This window comes from Desulforhopalus singaporensis (genome assembly GCF_900104445.1).
Lineage (GTDB): Bacteria > Desulfobacterota > Desulfobulbia > Desulfobulbales > Desulfocapsaceae > Desulforhopalus_A > Desulforhopalus_A singaporensis.
In genome coordinates this window covers 33,738-56,583 of the sequence record NZ_FNJI01000029.1, presented here as the reverse complement: position 1 = coordinate 56,583, position 22,846 = coordinate 33,738, and the positions used below count along the sequence as shown (strand labels likewise).

The 22,846-nt window shown below is 52.3% G+C and carries 17 protein-coding genes and 1 riboswitch; of the genes, 4 read left to right on the top strand and 13 right to left on the bottom strand.

What is annotated here, in order from left to right; translation table 11 throughout:
• Positions 1-31 precede the first annotated feature (31 nt).
• Positions 32-796: a 16S rRNA (uracil(1498)-N(3))-methyltransferase gene (locus BLQ17_RS17035; protein WP_092225029.1), complete on the top strand. Its 765-nt coding sequence runs from the start codon at positions 32-34 to the stop codon at positions 794-796.
• A 7-nt stretch (positions 797-803) separates the two neighbouring features.
• Here BLQ17_RS17035 and BLQ17_RS17030 read toward each other — a convergent pair whose 3' ends face one another.
• From BLQ17_RS17030 to uvrC, 5 genes are all read right to left on the bottom strand, one after another.
• Positions 804-2,816 carry a monovalent cation:proton antiporter family protein gene (locus BLQ17_RS17030; protein WP_092225027.1) on the bottom strand — a complete coding sequence of 671 codons (2,013 nt, stop codon included), beginning with the start codon at positions 2,814-2,816 and terminating at the stop codon, positions 804-806.
• Between the two features lie 166 nt (positions 2,817-2,982).
• Positions 2,983-3,753: a class I SAM-dependent methyltransferase gene (locus BLQ17_RS17025; protein ID WP_245695212.1), complete on the bottom strand. Its 771-nt coding sequence runs from the start codon at positions 3,751-3,753 to the stop codon at positions 2,983-2,985.
• Between the two features lie 578 nt (positions 3,754-4,331).
• Positions 4,332-5,642, bottom strand: a complete 1,311-nt coding sequence (gene lat / locus BLQ17_RS17020) for an L-lysine 6-transaminase (RefSeq protein WP_092225025.1) — start codon at positions 5,640-5,642, stop codon at positions 4,332-4,334.
• 24 nt (positions 5,643-5,666) lie between these two features.
• Positions 5,667-7,199, bottom strand: coding sequence for an L-piperidine-6-carboxylate dehydrogenase (amaB, locus tag BLQ17_RS17015; RefSeq protein WP_092225023.1), 1,533 nt, complete (start codon positions 7,197-7,199; stop codon positions 5,667-5,669).
• Positions 7,200-7,419: 220 nt separating this feature from the next.
• On the bottom strand, positions 7,420-9,228 hold the full coding sequence (gene uvrC, locus BLQ17_RS17010; RefSeq protein WP_092225021.1) for an excinuclease ABC subunit UvrC: 1,809 nt from the start codon (positions 9,226-9,228) through the stop codon (positions 7,420-7,422).
• 145 nt (positions 9,229-9,373) lie between these two features.
• Positions 9,374-9,588, top strand: a riboswitch (cobalamin riboswitch).
• Between the two features lie 93 nt (positions 9,589-9,681).
• Between uvrC and thiC the strand changes: the two genes are divergently transcribed.
• Positions 9,682-11,019, top strand: a complete 1,338-nt coding sequence (gene thiC / locus BLQ17_RS17005) for a phosphomethylpyrimidine synthase ThiC (protein WP_092225019.1) — start codon at positions 9,682-9,684, stop codon at positions 11,017-11,019.
• A gap of 34 nt (positions 11,020-11,053) precedes the next feature.
• Here thiC and BLQ17_RS17000 read toward each other — a convergent pair whose 3' ends face one another.
• The 3 genes from BLQ17_RS17000 to BLQ17_RS16990 all read right to left on the bottom strand — a co-directional run bounded on the left by BLQ17_RS17000 (position 11,054) and on the right by BLQ17_RS16990 (position 14,082).
• Positions 11,054-12,700: an ABC transporter ATP-binding protein gene (locus BLQ17_RS17000; RefSeq protein ID WP_092225017.1), complete on the bottom strand. Its 1,647-nt coding sequence runs from the start codon at positions 12,698-12,700 to the stop codon at positions 11,054-11,056.
• A gap of 6 nt (positions 12,701-12,706) precedes the next feature.
• Entirely contained in the window at positions 12,707-12,979 is a 273-nt protein-coding gene (locus tag BLQ17_RS16995; RefSeq protein WP_092225015.1) for an acylphosphatase, read from the bottom strand.
• Positions 12,980-13,188: 209 nt separating this feature from the next.
• Positions 13,189-14,082, bottom strand: coding sequence for a GGDEF domain-containing protein (locus BLQ17_RS16990; protein WP_092225014.1), 894 nt, complete (start codon positions 14,080-14,082; stop codon positions 13,189-13,191).
• 263 nt (positions 14,083-14,345) lie between these two features.
• Here BLQ17_RS16990 and BLQ17_RS16985 point away from each other — a divergent pair, with 263 nt between their 5' ends.
• Positions 14,346-14,951 carry a DNA-3-methyladenine glycosylase I gene (locus BLQ17_RS16985; RefSeq protein WP_092225012.1) on the top strand — a complete coding sequence of 202 codons (606 nt, stop codon included), beginning with the start codon at positions 14,346-14,348 and terminating at the stop codon, positions 14,949-14,951.
• A gap of 64 nt (positions 14,952-15,015) precedes the next feature.
• Here BLQ17_RS16985 and BLQ17_RS16980 read toward each other — a convergent pair whose 3' ends face one another.
• The 5 genes from BLQ17_RS16980 to BLQ17_RS16960 form a co-directional block, all read right to left on the bottom strand.
• Positions 15,016-15,249 (bottom strand): MoaD/ThiS family protein, encoded by a 234-nt coding sequence (locus BLQ17_RS16980; protein WP_245695211.1) that lies wholly within the window; start codon positions 15,247-15,249, stop codon positions 15,016-15,018.
• Positions 15,250-15,423: 174 nt separating this feature from the next.
• Entirely contained in the window at positions 15,424-17,151 is a 1,728-nt protein-coding gene (locus tag BLQ17_RS16975) for an aldehyde ferredoxin oxidoreductase family protein (RefSeq protein WP_092225010.1), read from the bottom strand.
• Between the two features lie 67 nt (positions 17,152-17,218).
• Positions 17,219-19,144 carry a molybdopterin biosynthesis protein gene (locus tag BLQ17_RS16970; RefSeq protein WP_092225008.1) on the bottom strand — a complete coding sequence of 642 codons (1,926 nt, stop codon included), beginning with the start codon at positions 19,142-19,144 and terminating at the stop codon, positions 17,219-17,221.
• Positions 19,141-20,415 carry a molybdopterin molybdotransferase MoeA gene (locus tag BLQ17_RS16965; RefSeq protein WP_092225006.1) on the bottom strand — a complete coding sequence of 425 codons (1,275 nt, stop codon included), beginning with the start codon at positions 20,413-20,415 and terminating at the stop codon, positions 19,141-19,143. Before BLQ17_RS16965 ends, BLQ17_RS16970 begins: the two co-directional genes overlap by 4 nt.
• Positions 20,408-21,013 (bottom strand): hypothetical protein, encoded by a 606-nt coding sequence (locus BLQ17_RS16960; RefSeq protein ID WP_092225004.1) that lies wholly within the window; start codon positions 21,011-21,013, stop codon positions 20,408-20,410. The genes BLQ17_RS16965 and BLQ17_RS16960 overlap by 8 nt, the downstream gene beginning before the upstream one ends.
• A gap of 176 nt (positions 21,014-21,189) precedes the next feature.
• Here BLQ17_RS16960 and gpmI point away from each other — a divergent pair, with 176 nt between their 5' ends.
• Positions 21,190-22,827: a 2,3-bisphosphoglycerate-independent phosphoglycerate mutase gene (gene gpmI, locus BLQ17_RS16955; RefSeq protein ID WP_092225002.1), complete on the top strand. Its 1,638-nt coding sequence runs from the start codon at positions 21,190-21,192 to the stop codon at positions 22,825-22,827.
• Positions 22,828-22,846: the final 19 nt, after the last annotated feature.

The following is a 22,846-nucleotide window of genomic DNA, read 5'->3' as shown; positions in this document are numbered from 1 at the left end:
CGGTTAAACATCGATATCATTTACGCAGAAAATGAACATAATACTCGTTGAAAAGGAAGAAATACAGGAAAACTCTGTAATTTTAACGGATCACAGGGCCGAGCACATCGTTAAAATCCTGCGTTCGGCAGTCGGAGAAACGATTAAAATAGGCGTTGTCGGGGGGAACATGGGGACCGGCGAGATCCTTTCTGTCGGCCGAAAATATCCATTCACAGTAGAGATAAGGCTAACGTTAACTATTGCCCCGCCCCCCGTTGCTCCCATCGATCTGGTGCTGGCCCTGCCGCGGCCCATTATGCTCAAACGCATTTTGCGCCAGGTAACCGCGCTCGGGGTAGGCAAAATCCATCTGATAAACGCCAACAGGGTGGAAAAAAGTTTCTGGGAAGCGACAGTTCTTGACCCACTGGAGCTGAGGGCGAACCTGGTGCAGGGGTTGGAGCAGGCTGTGGATACCAGGTTGCCGGAGGTTTTTTTACACCGCAGGTTCAGGCCGTTTATCGAGGACTTCGTTGCGGAAACAGTTCAAGACTATGGCCACCTTGTCTGTGCCCATCCCGCGGGGCACCATACCTTGAGCGGGCGGTTTAGTGCAGCCGGGGCGGGGCGGGTCTTGCTGGCAATAGGACCGGAGGGCGGATGGGTCGATTTTGAAGTTGACAAGTTTTGTCGCCAGGGCTTTGCCTGCTGCACCATTGGTCACCGGATACTCAAGGTGGACACCGCGGTTATTGCTGTCCATTCAAGAATTTCCGCACTGCTTGAGGCGGCGGGGAACCAAACCTCTCGTTGACCGGGAGTTAAAAGGTCGACTCACTCTCTTCATCCTGCGGACCTATGATACATTTTTCTGATAACGGATTAAGAAAACAGTAGAATCTGTGCCTTGCCTCGGCGGAACCTATAATGGCCGCCAGATCACCCGAACGGAACCGATAGGCTGGAGACGGATTCGTCTCCAGCTTGTCGTCGCGAATGATGCCGACAACGGAGACACCCGTTGTCTTGCGAATTTCCGCCTCGGCGATAGTCATACCGGTAAGCGGGTTGTCGGAATTGAGTTCAATCCATTGCAGGTCAAACTGCTGATCCCCTCTTCTCATCTGGCTCAGGGTAGCGTACCCACCATTGTGGGAGCCGGTCTTGGCAAGCATCTGGTGCCTAAGATTTTCCGTGTAATTCTGGATCTCGGGGGCAGGAATGCGCAGGTAGAGAAGCACATTTCTGATCATCTCCAGCGCTGCCTCAAATTCTGGATGGACCAGGTCGACAACGTCAAGTTCTTTGAAAACGTTGTAGAAGTCAGGGTTTGCCATGCGTGCGACAACTCGAACGCCGCTGTTCACTCTTCTTGCGTGGGTGATGATGGAACGCGCCACCACGATCCCCGGGATGGTCAACACCAAAAGAGCCGCGCGCTCCATGTGCAACGCTTCCTGGACCACCTCCTGACTGGCGTCACCGTAAACAATCGAATATCCGGCCTCTTTTGCCCGTTCGATCCGATGCTGATCCATTTCCACCACCACGAACGGGATAGACAACCGCTTGAGTACTCCGGCGATCTGGAAACCGATGTGACCGCATCCGGCGATGACCACGTGGTTGTTGAACTCGTCCTCGGGGAAGTTGTGCGTCTCCAGAGGTTCGTGGCGAAGCCAGCGCTTTTTCAGGCAGTATAGTCTGGACGTCTGAGAGGAGACGAAAGGAGTAAGCAACATGGTGACCACCGCCATGGTGAGGAACATGTTGTAGAACTCGCTGCTTATGGATTCGGTGGAAACTCCCAATCTTGCAAGTACGAAGGAGAATTCGCCGACCTGAAACAGGCCGAGTCCGATCGCCAGGGGGACCACGTTACGGTAACGAAAGATCCATGCAATGGCCGCGAACAGGCAGCCTTTAAAAAGGCTGACCACGGTTACCAGAAACAATATGATGCCAAAATGGCTTACAAGAAAACGAGGGTCGAGCAACATCCCGACAGAGGCGAAAAAGAGCAACCCGAAAAGATCCCTGAGCGGGATGATATCGCTCAGGGCCTGGTGCCCATAGTCTGATTCACTTAGTACCATTCCCGAGATAAAGGCTCCGAACGCAAAGCTCAGGCCGACCAGATAGGTGAGAAAACCGATCCCCAGTCCGATGGCGGTGATTGCAAGAATGAACAGCTCGCGCGACCCCAGCCTGGCTATACGTTTCAGCAGGAAGGGGAGAAAGCGGGTGCCGAAAAAAAACATCGTTACCAGAAACAGCACCGCCTTGACGAATGCCGGGCCGAGAGCGCCGAACCCCGAGGCCGGATCGTTCATCTGCGGCAGTATGATCATGAGCGGCACTACGGCCAGATCCTGGACGATCAGCATGCCGATCATCACCTTGCTGGAAAGAGTCCCCAGCCACCCCTGGTTCATCAATGTTTTCAGGATAACCATGGTTGAGGAAAGGGAGATGAGAGAACCGAACCAGAGAGAAGTTGACCACGGCCACTGCAGCATGCGGCCGACGATCACCCCAAATGCGATGGTGAGCGCCATCTGCAGAGGCGCTCCGATAAGAGCGACATACTTGACCGGTTTAAGGTCCTTGAGTGAAAATTCAAGGCCCAAACCAAAGAGCAGAAGGGCAACGCCTATTTCCGCCAGCAGCTCAATGTCGTGTACTTCGGTAATGGTGAGACCACCGGTATATGGACCGAGGATGACGCCGGCCAGGATGTAACCCAAAATGAGCGGCTGGTGCAGCCGCTGGGCAAGCAGACCGCAAAAAAAAGCGGTAACGACCAGGATAACGATGTCAGTGGTGATGCCCATGATAATATGATGACCTCATTGTCGAAAAATATTGTATAAAAACTTGAAACCGGTAGCTTGGCAACGGTGGCGGTCGCGCCTGGAACCTGCAATCGAACCTGGCTGGACCGATTGGGCCGGCACAGGTTGGAACTATTCTCTTAGACCCGTCTTTTTACTACCCGCTCTACCTGCCAGCGTTGTTTTCCGTATCGGGTGATTTCCGAGCGACAACGGCGAATTCAGCGGATTCAGGGGTAAACGTCTCGCCGGCAACATTTGCGTAGAATTCATCGATCTCAAAACCATTTCGATTAAATTCCTCTTGCATGGATGCTGTGCTGAAATGCTGCAGCCAGTTGTATACGGTCCGAGTTTTCGCCTGTTCGATTATCGTGTATTTATCCAACGTTACTTTTTCTCTCTCGTACTTGAAGGTGTTCACGAAACAGTAGTAGTCCTGCGGTGACCAGAAACCGTGCAGTTGATTGAGTTCGTATGTCGCGGATTCCTCTTTTTGATTAAAGCTGGTGTGGGAATAGACATCAAGCAACACGGCTCCGCCTGGATTCAGGAGTGAAGAGAACTTTGTCAGCAATATAGCTCGCTGCTCCGGACTCAGCGCGCAATAGTCGCACATGATCATGGTGATAAGATCAAATTTGTAACTGGACTCGAAATCGAGATAGTTGGTGTGGACGTAATCGATTTTCAGTCCTTTTCGCCTGGCAACTTGTTCTGCATGGTGCAGCGAGTTTTTTGAAAAATCAATGCCTGTGACTGTTGCTCCCTTCTCGGCCAGTCCGGTCGTGTAGAGGCCAGGGCCGCAGCCAAAATCGATAATTGAGGTTTTACTGCCGACTGTAAAGTGAGAAACAATCCAGTCGATCGAACGTTCGATAAAATCCTTGTTTCGTGATGAGACATCGATTGAATCGTTCAGGTGGTATTGGAGCATCTGATTTGCGGTATGCTCATTCGTCCACAGATCGTCGGCAGTATAAAATTGAAATGGCGCCGGGCGTGAATTTATTTGTGTCAGCTTGGTAAACATTGCCTTGTTATTGATTGTATTTGTTCTATAAATATGACACCTGAAAGGCTTCTGGCCGGCACCCCTGGAAAACCCCAGTTGTTCCGGGGCTGGCAACCAGTCACTACATTTTGTCGATATCATCAGCTCCGTGAGCGGCCTCTGAAATCCTATAAGTTCTTTCTTACCATCTGCCGGGGAATCACAACAATCATCCCCGTTTTTATCGCCATGATTGGCCATGGCCCAAGAAAATTCCATCTGGTTGCGCAGATCTGTAAAAAACTAAACAGGGGTGAATGGATGAGCGCATGTTGTTAGGAAAACTACATGTTGTATAACATTGCCGATAATATTTTGCTTGTTAAAATTCGCGCACAAAGACGACGATTATAGCCACTTGACCTGGCAGAGCACCACGTTTGGGGCCTGGGTATTGTCAAGGCATTTTTTTGGGTTTTACACGTCTGAAACCGGGGCCGGGTCCTTGTTTGAATGCACAATCAACAACGGTGCAGAGCTTTAGCAAGCCTTTCAAGCAGCAGTTTGACTTCGTTTGCGGAGATGATCAGATGCGGACGGAACCTGATGCTTTTTTCGCCGCACCCTATCAGGAGAATTTTTTCCGCAAGAGCTTTGCCGATAAAATCGTTCCTGATCTTCCCGTCCGGAAGGTCAAAAGCGCACATCAGGCCAAGTCCTCTCACGTTGCTGACAAGCGACGGAAACTCAAGAGCCAGCTGCTTTAACCCCTGCAACAGTTCATTGCCCCGCAGCCTGGCGTTGTCAACCAGTTGTTCTTTTGCGATAATTTTAAGAATTGTCGAGCAGCGGATCATATCAATCAGGTTGCCGCCGAAAGTTGAGTTGATGCGGGTCGGCTCGGTAAAGACATTTCGCTCCACTTCATCAATTCTTGTTCCCCCCAGCGCTCCGCAGACCTGAGTTTTTTTGCCAAAGGCAAGAAGATCCGGCTTGACTGCGCAATGTTCATGGGCCCAGAACTTTCCGGTCAGCCCTATTCCGGTCTGTACTTCGTCGAATATGAGCAACAGTTCGTGTTCATCGCAGATTCTGCGTAGTTTTTTGAAAAATTCGTGGCGGAAGTGGTTGTCTCCTCCTTCGCCTTGTATCGGTTCAATGATAATTGCCGCAATGTCATGGGGATCTTTTTCCAACCATTGATAAATGTCGGCGACGGCCTGCTGCTCCTGTTCCTCTGTTTTTTGCAGTTTCTGGCGGGTCAGCGGGAAAGAGAGTTTGGGGTTGATGATCCTGGGCCAGTCAAACTTTGGGAAATATTGGGTTTTTCTGGGGTCAGAGGTGTTGGTAAGGGACAGGGTGTAGCCGGTACGGCCGTGAAATGCCTGTTGAAAATGAATAATTTTCTGGCCTTTTTCCCGGCCGATCCCGTTGGCGAAATTTTTCTGCACCTTCCAGTCGAAGGCGGCCTTGAGACAGTTTTCCACACCGAGGGCGCCGCCTTCGATGAAAAAAGCGTGGGGAAGATACTGAGGAACAGCATATCTGGAGAACGTCTCGACAAATTCGGCCATGGGGGCCGAATAACAATCGGAATTAGCCGGCTTCTGCACTGCCATTCGGCCAAGATAGTGCTGGATGGCGAGGAGTTCAGGGTGGTTGAAGCCTACGGCCATGGACGCGAACATGGAAAAACAGTCGAGATAGCGGTCGCCGTTTCTGAGATCGACCAGCCAGGATCCTTCGGAATGTTCGAAATCGACTACAATATCCATTCCGTCGGCGAGAAGATGGGTTGCTATTTTCTGTTTTATATTGTGTTCATAAGCCATAGGCGCACCCTGAAACTGTCCGGTCTAAATCTCAAAGCGTACTCCCTGCGCCAGCGGCAGATCTGTGCCGTAATTGATCGTAACTGTCTGTCTGCGCATGTACCCTTTCCAGGCGTCGGAGCCGGATTCTCTGCCGCCGCCGGTATCTTTTTCTCCGCCAAAAGCGCCGCCTATTTCAGCACCCGAGGTCCCGATGTTGACGTTTGCCAGGCCGCAGTCAGATCCCTGAGCAGAGATAAACAGTTCAGTCTCTCGCTGGCTGGTGCTGAAAATGGCCGAAGAGAGCCCCTGGCTGACCTCGTTGTTAATTGCGATTGCGGTTTCCACCTCACCTTCGTATCTGATCAGGTAGAGAATGGGCGCAAATGTCTCCTGGTGGACAATCTCAAGATCATGGTCAACCTCGGCCAGGGTGGGTTCCACATAACAACCTGAAGAATAATCTTCTCCTGTCAGCTGGTTGCCGCCAAAGAGGATGGTTCCCCCCTGGTCGGTTATTGTTTGTACGGTTTGAGTAAAAGTCGCCACCGCATCCCTGTCAATCAAAGGGCCCACATGGTTTGTTTCCTGCAATGGATCGCCGATCTTGAGGCTCTGATAGGCGGCTACCAGCCGTCTTTTTACCTCGTCGTAAATCGACTCGTGGATAATAAGCCTCCGGGTTGTGGTGCATCTTTGCCCGGTGGTGCCGACAGCACCGAAGACAATGGCCGGCACGGCCAGTTTCAGGTCAGTATTTGCGGTGAGGATGATGCCATTGTTGCCGCCAAGTTCGAGGATCGTCCGGCCCAGTCGTTTCGCCACTTTTTTCGCCGCTTTCCTGCCGGAGGCGACAGAACCAGTAAAAGAAACGAGGGGGATGCGCCTGTCCTTCAGAATTTTTTTGCCAACCCTGTCCCGCTCGCCGATAACGAGGGAAAAGATCCCCTCCGGCAGGCCGTTCAGGGCGAGCACCTTGCCGATGATCTTCTGCATGGCAACGGCGGAGGCGGCGGCCTTGGAAGACGGTTTCCAGATGGAAACGTTGCCGCATATTGCACCAATCATTGCATTCCAGCCCCAGACCGCCATAGGAAAGTTAAAAGCGGTTATGATCGCCACAATGCCAAGGGGATGATACTGTTCAAGAAGCCGGTGGGAACGGCGTTCTGAAACCGTTGTCATGCCGTAGAGCATTCTTGACTGGCCGACACAGTAGTCGCAGATATCGATAACTTCCTGCACTTCTCCCAGTCCCTCCTGGAGGGGTTTGCCGGTTTCGTAGGAGATCAGGGTTCCCAGGGGATGCTTGAATTCGCGTAGCTTCAGCCCGATCTGCCGGATTATCTCTCCCCGCTCGGGCGCCGGCACCGCTCTCCAGAATACAAAACCTTCCCTGGCGCACTCGACTAGTTCATCGTAATTGTCGCTGGTGGCCATGGATAAATTGCCGAAAACATGGCCGTCGACGGGGGAGCTCAACTGTAATTTTTTCCCTTTCCCGGTGCTTGGCCATTGAGTTCCGGAGCAGACCCCGGACATTTCGTCCTCAAGATAAAGAGCCCGTAAAAAATTCATAATTCCTCCCCAGTTAATAAAGGTTGCATTTTCGTATATTATCCTACTAAACAGGACGAGAGTCAAGGAAACTGCGAACCGTGCAATGGTTGTGTAAAAAACGGTAATCTTTTAAAAAAAGAGGAGGAAAATGAACAATAATGAGCCCTGTCCCGGGAAAGGTACGTGTTAGGAAGAAACGCGGCAACCAGCCGACGCTATTGGCACTGGCAAAAACGGATCAGATGATTTTGTGAAAATAATCAAAAACTGCCGAGGCGAGCTCCGGGCCGATACCCTGGACCTCTTGCAGTTCATCGACTTGTGCATTTTTGATACGTTTGAGACTGCCCATATGACGCAATAACTGCCTTTTCTTGTTGCTTCCGATACCGGGAATTTGGTCCAGTTCCGAGGCGAGGGTGGCCCGGTTGCGAAGTTTTCTGTGAAAGGTGACCCCGTAGCGGTGGGATTCGTCCCTGATCCTCATAAGATAGAGCAGGACCGGATTGTGACCCGGTAAAATAATCGGGTTCTTGCGCCCCGGCTTGTAGAGTTTTTCTCCTTCGTCTTCACGCTCTTTGGCGATGCCGATCCAGTTTATCCGGTCTTCAACCCCAAGCTCGCCTGCAACCGAGACGGCGACATTGAGCTGGCCTTTTCCGCCGTCAACCACGAACAGGTCGGGAAGATTGTCTTCCTCTACCCCCCTAGACAACCTCCGCTGCAGTACCTCCTTCATCATGGTGTAGTCGTCAGGGGTGTCGATGGTGCGGATTTTATAATGCCTGAAGTTGCCTTTATCGGGTTCCCCTGCACGAAAACAGACCAGCGAGCCTATCGCCTGTTTGCCGGAAGTGTTTGAGATGTCGAGACACTCGATCCTGGCCGGCGGACGGTCAAGATGTAACGTCTTACAAAGCGCGTCGGATAGATTTTCCCAGGAATTCTTTTTCTTTTCCTGATCGGCAAAAACCTGTCTGGCGTTGGTGTTGGCCATCTCTATGAGTTTATGGCCGTCGCCGCGCCGGGGTATTTTCAGATAGACCCTGGAACCTCTGTCTTCGTTGAGGTGTTCTTCGTGGAGTTCCATGTCTGACGGGGCAAAAGGCAGCAGGATTTCCCCGGGGATCTGGCTGAATCTATCGTAGAGCTGGCTTAAAACCTGGGAGAGGATGGCCCGGTCCTCCCCGTAGGGGTCGGCGAGAAAAAAAGTTCTGCTGCCGTTTATGAGGCCGTTGCGGATATAGAGCAGGGCGATGGTAATTGCGGCGTCTTTTCTGGCAAAGCCGAACACATCCTGATCCTTGCTGTGGCTTGCGGAGATTACCTGCTTTTCCGTGGTTCTGGTTACCGCAAATATCTGGTCTCTGAGTTTTGCCGCTTTTTCATATTCAAGATTTTTCGCCGCCTCGCCCATTTCTTTTTTAAGATTCTCGAGCAGTTCATTGTTGCGGCCTTCAAGCAGCATAAGGATGTTTTCTACATGCTGTAGATATTTCTCTTTGTCGGTATTGCCCGTACAGGGAGCCAGACATTTGCCTATCTGTCGGTTGAGACAGGGCCTTTTGCGTTTTTTCAACTGCGATCCCTTGCAGTTGCGCAAAGGAAACAGCCTGGAGATAAGGTGAAGGGTGGCCCACATGTTGGCAGAGGACGAGTAGGGTCCGAAATAGCGGGCATCGTCCTTTGTCTTCCTCCTGGTCATGAAGACCCTGGGCCACTCCTCCTGGACCGTGACTTTGATGTAGGGGTAGCTTTTGTCATCGCGCAATATGATGTTGTATTTGGGCTTGTGTTTTTTTATGAGCGACGCTTCGAGAATGAGAGCTTCTTTCTCGGTTGTGGTGAGTATCGTGTCTACTTTATGGGTCTTCTGCAGCATCACTCCGGTCTTGGAGTGGGGTGATCCGGAAAACCTGGCGTATGACGAAAGGCGTTTGAACAGGTCCTTGGCCTTGCCGACATAGAGGACACAGTTTTTCGCGTCTAGCATCAGGTAGACGCCTGGCGAGTGCGGAGCGGAGGAGAGAACTGATTGCCAAAACATAACGTGGATCGATGATTCCTGTTGGTTGAGGGTAAACGCGGTAAACAATATACCCATACCATACAACAGCGCAAGTGAATCGTCATCACGGGCGGTGGGAAAATAGTCCGTTTACATTTTCTTTAAAATCCTGTAGGCTGTCGCTCCAATATCATATCTTTCAGGTGGCAAGAGGTTGTGTCAACCTCTGCTGAAAAGGGAATACGGTGAAAATCCGTAACGTTGGGCCAGCGCTGTAAGCGGGGACGACGGTTGCCATATCCACTGCTTTTTTCTTGAGATAAACTCGAGCTAAAGCGGGAAGGGGCAACCAGAGAGCGATCCGTAAGTCAGAAGACCTGCCTGGAAGAACAAGACTTTCCTGTCCAAAACAAGTCCGTGCCGTGGTGAAAACCGTGGTACGGACTTTTTTATTGCCCGCCGGAAGGAAGACAACTTAAGGAGAAGAAGTAAATGAAAACCCAGCTCGAGTTGGCAAGAGAGGGTGTGGTCTCACCCGAAATGGAAAAGGTAGCAGCGGCGGAAGGTTTTACCGGGGAAAAAATCCGCCAGGGAGTGGCGGCTGGACATATAGTGATCCCGGCCAATCCCGGCCGGAAAGATCAGAAAATCTGCGGCATAGGGAAAGGATTGCGGACTAAAGTAAACGCTTCCATCGGTACTTCATCGGATATCTCCGATGTCGACCTTGAGATACGCAAGGCAAAAATTGCCGAGGAAGAAAAAGCCGATACCTTGATGGAACTCTCAACCGGAGGCGATCTCGATGCAATCCGCCGCAAGGTTCTTGACAACTGCTCGCTTCCTGTCGGTAACGTTCCCCTGTACCAGGCGTTCGCGGAAGCCAGCAGAAAATATCATAACCCTAACAAGCTCGATCCTGAATACCTGTTCGAACTTATTGAGAGACAGCTTGAGGACGGGTTGAGCTTTATGGCCATCCACTGCGGAATCAACCGGTTTTCCATTGAAAGAATGAGAAATCAGGGGTTCCGTTATGGTGGACTGGTGTCGAAGGGAGGAACTTTCATGGTCTCCTGGATGGAATACAATAACCGGGAAAATCCCCTTTACGAACAGTTTGATCGGGTCTGCGCACTGATGAAGAAGTACGATGCCGTACTCTCCCTTGGCAACGGCATAAGGGCGGGAGCGATCCATGACAGCCATGACCGGGCGCAAATGGCTGAAATGATCATTAACTGTGAGCTTGCCGAGCTTGGCAGAAACATGGGGTGCCAGATGATGGTCGAGGGCCCTGGACATGTGCCTCTTGATGAAATCCAAGGCAACATCATGCTTGAAAAGGCGATGAGCGGCGGAGCCCCGTATTATGTGCTCGGGCCCCTGCCCGCCGATTCCGGAGCAGGATACGACCATCTTACCGCCGCCATAGGCGCCTCGCACTCAGCCTGGCACGGAGCGGATCTCATCTGTTATATTACTCCGGCGGAACATCTCGCGCTGCCCAATGAAAACGATGTCCGTGAAGGGTTGAGGGCTACCCGTCTTGCAACCAGGATCGGTGATATCGCCAAATATCCCGAGCGCCGGGAACTTGAAAAGAGGGTTGCTCTTGCCAGGAGGGACAGCGATTTTGAAGAATATTTTAATCTCTCCATGTTTCCGGAAAAAATGAGGGAAGTCCGTAACAGCAGAAAACCGGAAAACGAGTCCACCTGCACAATGTGTGGCGATTTCTGTGCAATGGAAAGAGGGTTCTCTCTGTTCAAGGATGATATAGCGGGTGATAAATGCCGCCATCCGGAAAAGAAAAAAGAGACTGTTTAAAACGACGTTTCAAGTTTCGTTTTTTCGGTAGTCATTAACCGCTTCCGCTTCCCATCAACGGGGAAGCGGAAGCGGAACTCAGCGATGCCTTCAGCAGGGTCCTGGTGTATTCGTGCGTCGGATTGGTAAAAATCCGATCCGCCTCCCCCTGTTCCACTATCCTGCCGTTCTGCATCACCGCCACGTAATCCGATATGGCCCTTACCACCCGCAGGTCGTGGGAAATGAACATATAGCTCATCTGATATTGTTGTTGCAGCTTCAGCAGTAAATCTATTATCTGTCCCTGTATGGTAACATCCAGTGCCGAGGTGGGTTCATCGAGGATAAGAAATTTCGGTTGAAGAATGATCGCCCGCGCGATCGCTATCCGTTGGCGTTGGCCGCCGGAAAATTCGTGGGGATAGCGATCGATGATCCGTTCCGTCATGCCGACTTCGCGCAGCGTAGCAACCACTCGTTGATAACGTTCTTCCCGGTTCATTTCCGGGTGATGGATGCGCAGACCCTCTTCAACTATCTTGCGAATGCTGAATCTTGGCGAAAGTGAGGAGAAGGGGTCCTGAAATACCACCTGAATCTCGCTGCGAAGATGTTTCATGCTGCGAAAGGAAAGCCCGGTCAACTCGTTGCCCTTGAAGACAATATTGCCGCTGTTGTGCACAAGTTGCAAAAACGCCATGCCCAGGGTTGTTTTTCCCGATCCTGACTCTCCCACGATACCGCAGGTGGTGCCGGTCCTGATCTCGAGATTAACTTCCTTGACCGCTTCGATCTGCCGTTTTTTTCTTTTGAACGGGTGAACCCATTCGCCCGGTAACTCGAAGGTGCAGTTCACGTTTTCCGCTTTCAGCAGAATATCCGCCTGGTTGTTGAATGGTTTTATCTTGTCCGGTATGGCGCCGAGCAGTGATCTGGTATAACTGTGGGAGGGAGCGGTGAATATCTTCCGGGGCTGGCCATGTTCAACAATAACGCCATCCTTCATTATATAAATGTAGTCGGCATGTTTTTTCACGAGTTCAAGATCATGGGTGATGAGTAGTACCCCCATGGAACTCTCCATTTGCAGATGCGCCATCAACTCGAGGATCTGCGCCTGAACCGTCACGTCCAGGGCTGTGGTTGGCTCGTCGGCTATCAGCAGCGACGGACTGCATGCCAGGGCCATGGCAATGACCACCCGCTGGCGTTGTCCGCCTGAAAGCTGGTGCGGATACTGATTCATCCTGTGTTCGGGATTGTCCAGACCGGTTCTTCCCAGCAGCCTGACAGCTTCTTGTCTTGCCCGTTTTCCCTTGAGGCCGCGATGTAGGGTCAGCGGTTCGCATAGTTGATTGCCTACGGTGAAGACCGGATTCAGCGACGTCATCGGTTCCTGGAAAATCATGCCGATCCGGTTTCCCCGCACCGCCTGCATCTGTTGCTGGTTAAAGGCGAGCAGGTTCTTGCCCTCAAAATAGATGGCTCCGTCTGCTGCAACTTCTGAGGTTGATTCGAGCAGGCGCAGAATAGAAAGCGCGGTGACCGATTTTCCCGAACCCGATTCGCCGACCAGGGCAACCGTTGTTGATTCTTTCACCCGGAGGGAAATATCAAACAGCACCTGTTCCGAGTGTGGAGCACCCGACTGATCGTATCCCCGGAACCAGAGATTTAAATTTTGTATATCAAGTAGCATTATTGCTCAATATCTTATCTGAAAGGATGAAAAAACGGCTGATTCGGCTGTTTTCCAGGTCTTGATACCGGTCACGGTCGCCAGAGGCGACCCGGTATTGAGCCAGTTGAGCATCTTTCGGATATCCGTTGCTTTGCCCTGGATCAATGCCTCAACCGTTCCGTCCGGGAGGTTGCGGACCCATCCGCACAACCCGAGCCTTGCGGCTTGTTTTTGGGTGTAATCCCTGAAAAAGACACCCTGAACACGTCCAGTGACGATCACTCGTATGGTTTCCATGGGTTCTGTCCCTGTCGCTTGAGTTGACATGGATGCAGCTGAACTTTTCAGCAGGGTGAGCCTGATCTGCCGGTAGCCAGCTGATGGAACAGACAGCGCCATCGGCTGCAATGGGCAGGGTCCCTGCGCATGCCGCCATTTATTGTTTGGTAAATGACAAGTAGATACTGGATTGTACCAGAAAGTGAGGAACAGGAAACAGGATAAGTTTATTCTCTGTAGTGGGAAATCCTGTTTTTCCCTTCGTCCTTGGCCTTGTACATGGCATTGTCCGCCATCTGGAGTAGTAGGCCGGGGTCTGGACAGTTGCTCGGGTAGGATGCCACCCCGCCGCTCATGGTTATACTGATATCGATGTTGGAGTAGGTGAAACAATTTTCTGCGACATATTTTCGGAGCCGGTTGGCTATCGTGTAGGCGTTTTCGTAATCGGTGTGAGGGAGCAGTAATACGAACTCTTCTCCACCGTATCTGGCGGCGATATCGCTGTCTCGTTTTTCCTCAAGGAAAATGGCACCGATTTTTTCCAGCACCGCGTCGCCGGCCAGATGTCCGTGGGAGTTGTTGACGATGCCGAAATTGTCCAGATCGAAAAAGAGTACCGAGAATTCTTCCCGGTACCTGTTTGAAAGCATTATCTGGCGATTGTATATATCCTCAAAATAGCGCCTGTTGTATAATTTCGTCAGCCTGTCGTGGTTTGAGTGATAGAGAATATTTTCAAATTCTGTCGCCTCAACCAACCGGGGGTGGCACATCATCTTGGTACAGTTGTGGAAATAGTCCGACAGTGAAGTGGTCAGGTCGACTTCTCTTCCCAGCTTTTCTATTATCGTCTGCCTGTGCTGTTTGACTTTGCTCCAGAGGTCTTTGCAGGTGGCCGCGGGTATATAGAGTCCGGCCAGCAGGTTAAAGGTGTGGACTAGTGTCGTCTGCCCGTTGGTGTTGACAAGTTCGTCAATTGTCTGGATAAATTCATCATCATTTCTCGCAGAAATTTTCGTTTCCAGAATTATCCTGTGTATATTTCTCGGTATTTCCGTCATAGGCGCTGGCAGCTGATTGTTGGTATCGATAAATTTACCTAAAACTAACATTTTCATGAAGCTTTTTGCAACGGGAATTTACATTTAATCGATTCTGTTTCATACTGAAATAATAGAAGAATAGCAACAACGATTAGCTTCCCGGCTGCGCTGTCTGGAAAAAGGTACCCCCCAGATCGCAATTTTCTGTCGACAAAGTTTGTCGCAGATCAATAGGCGTGGCTGCACGAGGAATGGAGGGCGGCAGCTCAAAATTGCAGTATAGTCACTTCAAGTAGATGGTTTTAAAAGGTTTTATGGCACAATCAGGGAGATAAAGGATGAAAAACAGATGTGAATGGTGCGGCAACGACCCTCTTTATCGGGATTACCACGATCACCAGTGGGGAGTTCCCGAGCATGATGACTTCAAGTTGTTCGAGATGCTCTGTCTGGAAGGTGCCCAGGCAGGGTTGAGTTGGCTGACCATTCTCAGGAAAAGAAAGAGCTACCAAGAGGTTTTCAGTAACTTCGATTTTACCAGCATAGCAAGCTATACCGAGCGGGATATCGCAGCGCTGATGACCCATCCGGGGATCGTGAAAAACAGGCTGAAAATAAACGCCGTGGTGAAAAACGCTGCGGTGGTGATCGATATTATAGAAGAAAAAGGAAATTTTTCCTCTTTTTTGTGGGACTATGTAGACGGCGTACCGCTGCAGAACAAGTGGCGGTCAATGCAGGAGGTTCCCAGTCAGACCGAGCTTTCCCGGCGGTTGAGCAGGGATCTGAAAAAAAGGGGGATGAGCTTTGTCGGACCGACAATATGTTACTCCCTTATGCAATCGGTGGGGATGGTAAACGATCACCTGGTCAACTGTTTTCGCCATCAGGAGATACAGCGCCTGTCCCAGCACCAAAATAAAGGGAACAACCTGCAGCCATAAAAAAAGAGGAAAAATCTTTGTTCAGTTTTCCCACGTTGCCCGGGGTTTTTGGTCTCCGGGCTGGTCAGCCTCCGCCGACCACCGGAAAGATGGCCAGGACGTTTGCCTCTTCAAGTGGCGTTTCAAAGGTTGTGTGGCGGGAGTTGATCATCAGTACGCCAACTTCTTCACGGTCTATATCAAGAGAATCGACTATATCTCCTACTGTGGTGCCCGGGGCTATTTCCTGTTCCGAAATCTTGAAACGATTTTCCCGGAAATAGGCGAAAAGTTTTACGGTAACATTTATTCTGGCCAACCTGTTTCTCCCTGAAAATGTGAACTGGTTATGTTTGTGTAACAGTCGGTCCTGATACGTAACAGTTATTTGTGGAGGTGATCCATCCCCTTGGCGTCGACCGCCAAGGGGATGGTATGAGTTCCGGTACCCTGCAACCTTAGCCGGAAACAGTCAGGATTTGAGAATTACAAATCAAAAATCCCAGAAGGTATTTATTTCTTCATCGCTGAAGTCAAACACCACGTTGTGCGGCGGCAGCGGTTCAGTGTAGAAGAATTCCGGCAGACGATCGTCAATGGAAGTGAATCCGGCCTTCATGTTGAATTCCCTTTCCGTCTTCAGGATATGCTTGCCGAGGTTTACCACATCGTCGCCGGTCAGCGAAAGATCAAAACGCGCATTGATCAGGTCGATCAGTGCCGGCAGACATTTCTCGTCATCCAGTGCGGCAAAGGCGATAAAGAGACACATGCCGGTTGAGTCGATCGCCGCGGTGGCGATCTGCAGGTTACGCGACAGCTCGACTTGTCCCTCCTTGGTGAGCGGATCGAGTTTGCCGCCTACGTTGAGGATATTGGTCGCGATGGTGTAACCCATGGTGTGGTCTGCTCCCTGGGTGGACGTCGCATAGGTGATACCAATGCCTTTGATTGCCCTTGGGTCGTAGGCGGGAATGGCCTGGTTCTTTACAACGGGAACCCTGGTCATGCCAAATGCCTTGCCGACAGACCCTGTCCCGTTGCCTATGATCCGTCCGAGGGAGGTCCCTTTACCCACTTCTTCCTTGAGAATCCGGCATACGCCGGCACCGTCGCCAAACTCGAGCACGCCGGCCTCCATGGCAACAGCCATGGCAACCGAGGTCTCGATGGTGTCGACGCCGATGTCATCCATGATCCGGTCGGCCTCGGCGATATGATCGAGGTTGTCCACGCAGCAGTCGGCCCCCATGGCCCATATCGATTCGTATTCAAAACCAGAAGTCAGCTTGTTGCCGTCGGCATCGTTGTATACCTGTGAACATTGAATGACACAGCCCGGGTGACAGTTATGTTTTATTTTTCCGCCCCTCTGGGTGATGGTGTCGGCCATTGTCTCCCCGGAAATAGCGTCGTGGCCATCAAACTGGCCCAGGGTAAAGTTTTTCGTCGGCAGTCCGCCCGACTCGTTGACTATATTGACCAGAACGTTGGTGCCGTACTGTCCGAGGGCCTGGCTTACCGGATGGTCGACCAGGGCCTTGGCAAAGGTCTTGTTTGCTTCCCTGAAACCATCAGGGTTGGCGATCTCGACCTTACCACCTTTGGGATCAACGGTGATAAACTTGATTTTCTTGGATCCCATGACCGCCCCGAGACCGCCCCGGCCGTTAGAGCGCAGTCCGCCGTCCGGGTCTTTTACCGATACGTTTGCCGATGCCATTCTCATCTCACCGGCGGGACCGATGGTGAGAATCGCACGCTTTTCCTCGGACCTTGCCTCGACCGCTTCAATGGTTGCGAAATTGCCTCTGCCAATGAGCTCGGTCTCTTCCGTAATAGTTATCTCGTCAGGTGTTATAGCAATTGAATACCACTTGTCCTCTTTGGGCTGTCCCTCGATGATCATCGCCTTTACCCCGGTACGGGCAAAAAGCTGTGCGGCGGTGCCCCCGGCGTTGGATTCCTTGATAGTGCCGGTAAGCGGGCTCTTGGCGCCGATGGAAAGACGTCCTGAATTGGCCGCTACGGTGCCTGACAGCAGGCCCGGTGCGAGCACAAGTTTGTTGTTTGGTCCCAGCGGGTGGCAGGTGGGTATCACCTCGGCGGCGACAATGGTCGAGGTAAGCCCCCTTCCTCCATGGGCGGCCCAGGCTGCGGGCACGTCTTCTATGGAACTGGTAAGGTCGGTCATATTTACCCTGTAGATTTTCTCAGCCATCATGTTCTCCTTGTTGAGGTTGAGCGAAAATGGCAGTTCAGACCATTTCCTTTGTGTTGTCCATGTGTTACTGTTCGTACATGACGACACCACAGTCACGAAGGTTGTATCCTCCAAGCGCGGTAATGGAAGCTTTGAAGGACTCGTCTGTACGGATGAGTTGCAGGACACTGGAGACCTTATTATCCTTGAGATGCTCAGCCGGGACAATGAGATCGTAACGCTCTTCGGCAATGGGTACAAAGTCGAGCCCCAGGGCGTTTGCCGCCGCCCTGATGCCCATTCCCGTATCGACACTGCCGTTGGCCACGGCGGCGCCGATGTTCATATGAGTATACTCCTCGTGGTCGTACCCTATGATCTGTTGCGGTTTGATATTTTCATCGCGCAGGATCTTATCGGTCAAAAGCCTGGTCCCGGCGCCTTTCTGCCTGTTGATAAAGGTATTGCCGTTTTCGGCAATGGTTCTGAAGTTTTTTATCTTTTTCGGGTTGCCCCTGGGGACGATGAATCCCTGTTCCCGGTAGCACAGGTTTATCAGCTGCAGGGGGATCGAGCCCAGAAACCTTTTGATGAAAGCCACGTTGTATTCGCCGGTTTCTTCATCGAGCAGGTGGGTTCCGGCGATATGGGCTTCCTCTCGTCTGATCGCCATGATCCCCCCCATGGAACCGACATGGGCTGAGGCGATACGGACGATCGGCCGCATCCGATGAAGCCGGTTGGCGAGCAGGTCGAGAATGTTGTCATGGCTGCCTATGGTGACCAGGGTGGCGTCAACTTCGGCTTGCGGTCTCAGCAGCTCCACTTTCACCTTTTCTCCGGCGCCAATGCCTTCTTTCCCGGATGGGATCGTCAAAAGACCGTCCGCCCGGACAAGCGACATGACCGCTCCGGCACCTTTCCCCGACGGTGTCGCCATCAGGGTTTCCCCCACACGGCCCAGGGTTATCCTTACCATCTGGTCGACACCCATGGCAGAGTGCACAGGGCGTGACAGGGTTGCCGATACGTGGTCGCAGGCAGGTTTTCCAAGACCCAGAAATTGCGAGATCATCTCGCGGACAAAAAGCCTCATGGTCAGCAGGGCAGAAACCGGGTAGCCCGGCAGTCCGATGACAGGGGTCTTGCCGATCATGGCGAGGATTACCGGCTTGCCCGGTTTTATCGCCACCCCGTGGACGATCACTTCACCTACCTTGGCCAGGACCTTGGCGCTGTAGTCTCTTGTCCCGGCGGACGCTCCGGCGTTCATGACAACCAGGTCGTTTTTCCCGGCCGCCTCAACCAGCGCCTTTTCCAGTTTATCCGGATCGTCGATAACCGGCAGTCCGCGGCTGGCGTCGGCCCCCCATTCCCTCAGGTAACCCGCTAGAATTCGTGAATTGAATTCGATTATCTGTCCGGCCCGTGGTTCTTCTTCCGGCTGGATCAGCTCGCTTCCGGTAGGAATCACATGAGCTTTGGGATTTCGGCGGACCCGGATTGCGGTGACGCCGGTTGCAAGCATCGCGCCCTGGTCAATGGGTCTGACCACATGACCTTCAGGCAGAATCAGCTCCGTTGCCACAATGTCTTCGCCGATGGTCCTGATATGCTGCCATGGGGGGGCAGGGGTGTGAAGCTCGACTTCGTCATCGGACACATAATGGACGTCCTCGATCATGACTACCGCATTACAGTTTTCCGGGATGGCGTTGCCGGTGTTTACCGGCTGGAACCTGTCTTTTTTTAGCCGGATCGGCGACGCTTCACTGGCCCCGACAAGGTCACTGAAGTGAACGGCGATGCCGTCCATTGCCGCAGCGTTGTATGAAGGGGAGCTTCGCCTGGCAAAAACCGGCTCTGCTGTGATCTTGCCCAGGCTGTCGTCAACGGCAATGTCTTCGGAGGTATGGTCGGAAAAAAATCCGCGTTCTTCCAGGGCGTTCCGCCAGAGGACTTTCGCCTGGTCCAGCGGCATGTTGCTTAAATAAACGTCGCGCTTGTTCATATGTAAAGAAATACCTTGATAGTTGAATTCTCCTGGACACCCTGGCTGGCCTCGTCGATGAGAAAATATCCATGGGCTCTGGAGAGGGTCGAAATGGAACCCGACTTGCCGAGCACCGGCTCGGCTTTCCATGTCTTGCTGTCTGTTTGTTGTAACTGTACTCTGACCACGTCCAGCCTGCCGGGGGCGGAGTTTATGTTGCGGGTCAGCCGTGCCGTAATCGATGGGCGGGGGAGGCCGTATTCAGGGGGGAGTCCGGAGAGTGCTGCGATTGTCGGTTGTACGAACAGATCAAAACAGACCATTGCGCTTACCGGATGGCCGGGAAGTCCGAACACAGGGGTTGCTCCGCTCATACCGATGAGCACCGGCTTGCCGGGCTTGAGGGTGACGCCGTGGACCAGAATTCCAGGCGGGCCGACCTCTTCGACCACCTGCTGGCCAAGATCGCGAACGCCTACCGAACTTCCTCCTGAAAAGAGAACGATATCGTTTTCCGCAATCGCCTTTTCAACGGCCGGAAGAAAAATCTCCTTGCGGTCGGAGACGATTCCGTAATCGGTATAGATGCCGTGCGCTCTAGTCACGGCTCCAGCAAGAGCTATGCTGTTGATATTGCGTATTTGTCCCGGTTTTGGAACTTGGGTGTGGGGAATTATTTCGTCCCCGGTTGAGAGTATGCCAACCCTCACCGGGGCGACAACCTTGACCCGGTCTATGCCAAGTCCGGCGAGCAGACCAAGGTCCTGGGGGCGTATCCTGTGTCCGGCTGGAAGTGCTTTGGCGTCCTTGCGGATGTCCTCTCCGCTCTGGATCAGGTTGGTGCCCGTTCCGACCCCCTTGACCACTTCTATCATTGTTTCGTCTACCGGTACGGTGTGCTCAAACATCACCACGCTGTCGGCACCGGCGGGAATAAGACCTCCGGTGGGGACTTTATGGCAGCATCCCACGTTTACGTCACCCTCGCAGGGTTTACCCATGAGCACCTCTCCGGTTACGGAAAGGTAACATGGCATCGATTCGCTGGCGCCGTAAGTGTCGGCGGCACGAACGGCAAAACCGTCCATGGTCGACCTCGGGGCGGCGGGAAGATTCTCCGGGGCAACAACGTCGGTTGCAAGAACCCTGTCGAGCGCTTCTGCAAGCAGAACCTCCTCACTGCTGGCAACAGGCGCCCTGAGGTTCTCGCGCAGCAGCTGTTGCGCCCGGCTCACCGAGATGAGGCCGCCGCGGCCGAGCATATCTTTAGTTTCTTTGTGGTCAGTCATTGTTTCGGGTAATGAAGAGTTTTATCGTTTCCCCACCTGGAACAACTTGCAACAAAGAGTCAGGCGTGAACTCCTGGTGCTGAAACGATAGCTTGCAGATATAATTGAAAAAAGTTCTCCTGTTCTCGAAAAACTTCAATATCTTGTGGCCTTTTATAAGCACTCCCCGCTGCAGCAGCGTCTCTCCGCGCTGCTTGGCGATGGTGTTGAACAGTTTTAACGTGACCAGGATGGTGTCGTCTGTCCGTGAACTGGCGGTTTTTTTCCCGGTATCGGTACGCAGGGCCGAATGGAAACTGTTTTTGCGGAATATTGCTCCTGCCAGTCCCGGCATTGCCGCCGAAAGAGCCAGGACCGGGTTGTCGCCGCACAGAGGTGTGTCAAAGCTGTCGACCGGCATACCGTTTAAAAAAATCGTTTCCACCGCCTGTGCCAGATAGTCGCTGTCAAACCCCTCTAGATTGCAGAGAAAATGTCCTGTTGCAATGTTGTTTTTGGTTTTTACTTCTATACCGGACTGGAGGATCGTGGTAAAAAGGGGCATGCGCTCTTGCAAAACTTCGAGATGAAGTTCTTTTTCTTCAGGTTGATCGGTCATGACCAGAATAGTAGTAGATCTTTTGTGTTCGATTGTTATCCGCGGTTAACCTGCGCGATACGGCAGCTTTCGAAGATAAGATAGAGAAATTATAATGTAATGTACCATTTTTTTTAAGATCAGATATACAAATAATAACAGAAAATTCTACTTTAAATTCCTTAAAAGGATAAATAATGACAAAAAGACAATCCCCACCCCTGGCCCCCCTTGCAGGATTTAGACAGTATGAAGGGCCGCTGGTTACCGTCGTGATGGACGGGATCGGGATCGGAAGCCGGGATGAGCAAGATGGCGTGTTTATGGCCAATACCGAGCTTTTGGATACCTTGTTCAAGGAACAACTGATGGTTGCGGTCAAGGCGCACGGCCTGGCCGTTGGTCTGCCTTCTGACAAGGATATGGGAAATTCGGAGGTGGGCCATAACGCCCTTGGCGCCGGCCGGGTTTTTTCCCAGGGAGCCAAGCTTGTCAATGAGGCGCTGGAGTCGAAAGAGGTGTTCAATGGTGAGGTCTGGCAGGAGCTGAAAAAGCGAGGACACGGTGGCGGCACGGTGCACTTTATCGGGCTGGTATCCGACGGCAACGTTCATAGCCATATCGACCAGCTCTACCGGTTGCTCGACCAGTGTGTAGCAGACGGTATTGAAAGGGTCAGGGTGCACGCCCTTCTTGACGGCCGTGATGTAGAGCAGAAGAGCGCTCTTGACTATATAGAGCCGCTTGAGCGCAAGCTGGCCAAGTGTTGCGGGGAAAGTTTCGATTACCGGATAGCCTCCGGCGGCGGTCGGATGGTCACCACCATGGATCGTTATAACGCCAACTGGTCGGTGGTGGAGCGGGGCTGGAAGGCTCATGTACTCGGTGAAGGACGAAGCTTTGTTTCGGCATCGGAAGCTGTACGGACCTATTATGCAGAAGACCCGGCGATGACCGATCAGTATATGCCGAGCTTTGTGGTGATCAAAGATGATAAGCCGGTCGGCACCATGGAGGACGGCGACAGCGCCGTTTTCTTTAATTTTCGCGGCGACCGTGCTATCGAGATTTCCCGGGCCTTTGACGAGACCGACTTTAACGAGTTTGACCGCAAGAGAGTCCCCGAACTGTTTTATGCAGGCATGATGCAGTACGATGGAGACGCGCTCATCCCGAAAAAATTTCTCGTTCAGCCTCCGGCGATAAACGCCACCCTCGGTGAATATCTCTGCGCTACAGGGATCACCTCCTACGCCGTTTCCGAGACCCAGAAATTCGGCCATGTAACCTATTTCTGGAACGGCAACAGATCGGGCTACATTGACAGGGACCTGGAACGATATGAGGAAGTCGCATCCGATAGAATCACTTTTGACCTGAAACCCTGGATGAAGGCGGGGGAGATCGCCGACAAGGTTGTCGAGGCTATCGAGAGCGGCCGTTACAAGTTTATCCGCCTCAATTTTGCCAACGGCGATATGGTGGGACATACCGGGGTGGAGCAGGCTGTGCGGGTAGGTGTTGAATGTGTTGATATAAGCCTGGGCAGGGTGCTGGGTGCGGTGAAAAAAGCGCGTGGCATTGCGGTGGTTACCGCGGATCATGGCAACGCAGACTGCATGTGGACCGAAAAGAACGGCAAGCGAGTGCCGATGGTCGCCCACACACTCAACCCCGTACCGTTTATTGTCAAGGATTATAACGGCGCTAACAACTTCAGGCTGACCGGGGTGGCTGATCCCGGCCTGGCAAACGTGGCTGCAACTCTTTGCGTACTGCTGGGCTACCAGCCCCCTGAAGACTATTTTCCGCCCCTGGTGGAACTTGTCGGGTAATTTAGCACGAAGGGAAAAT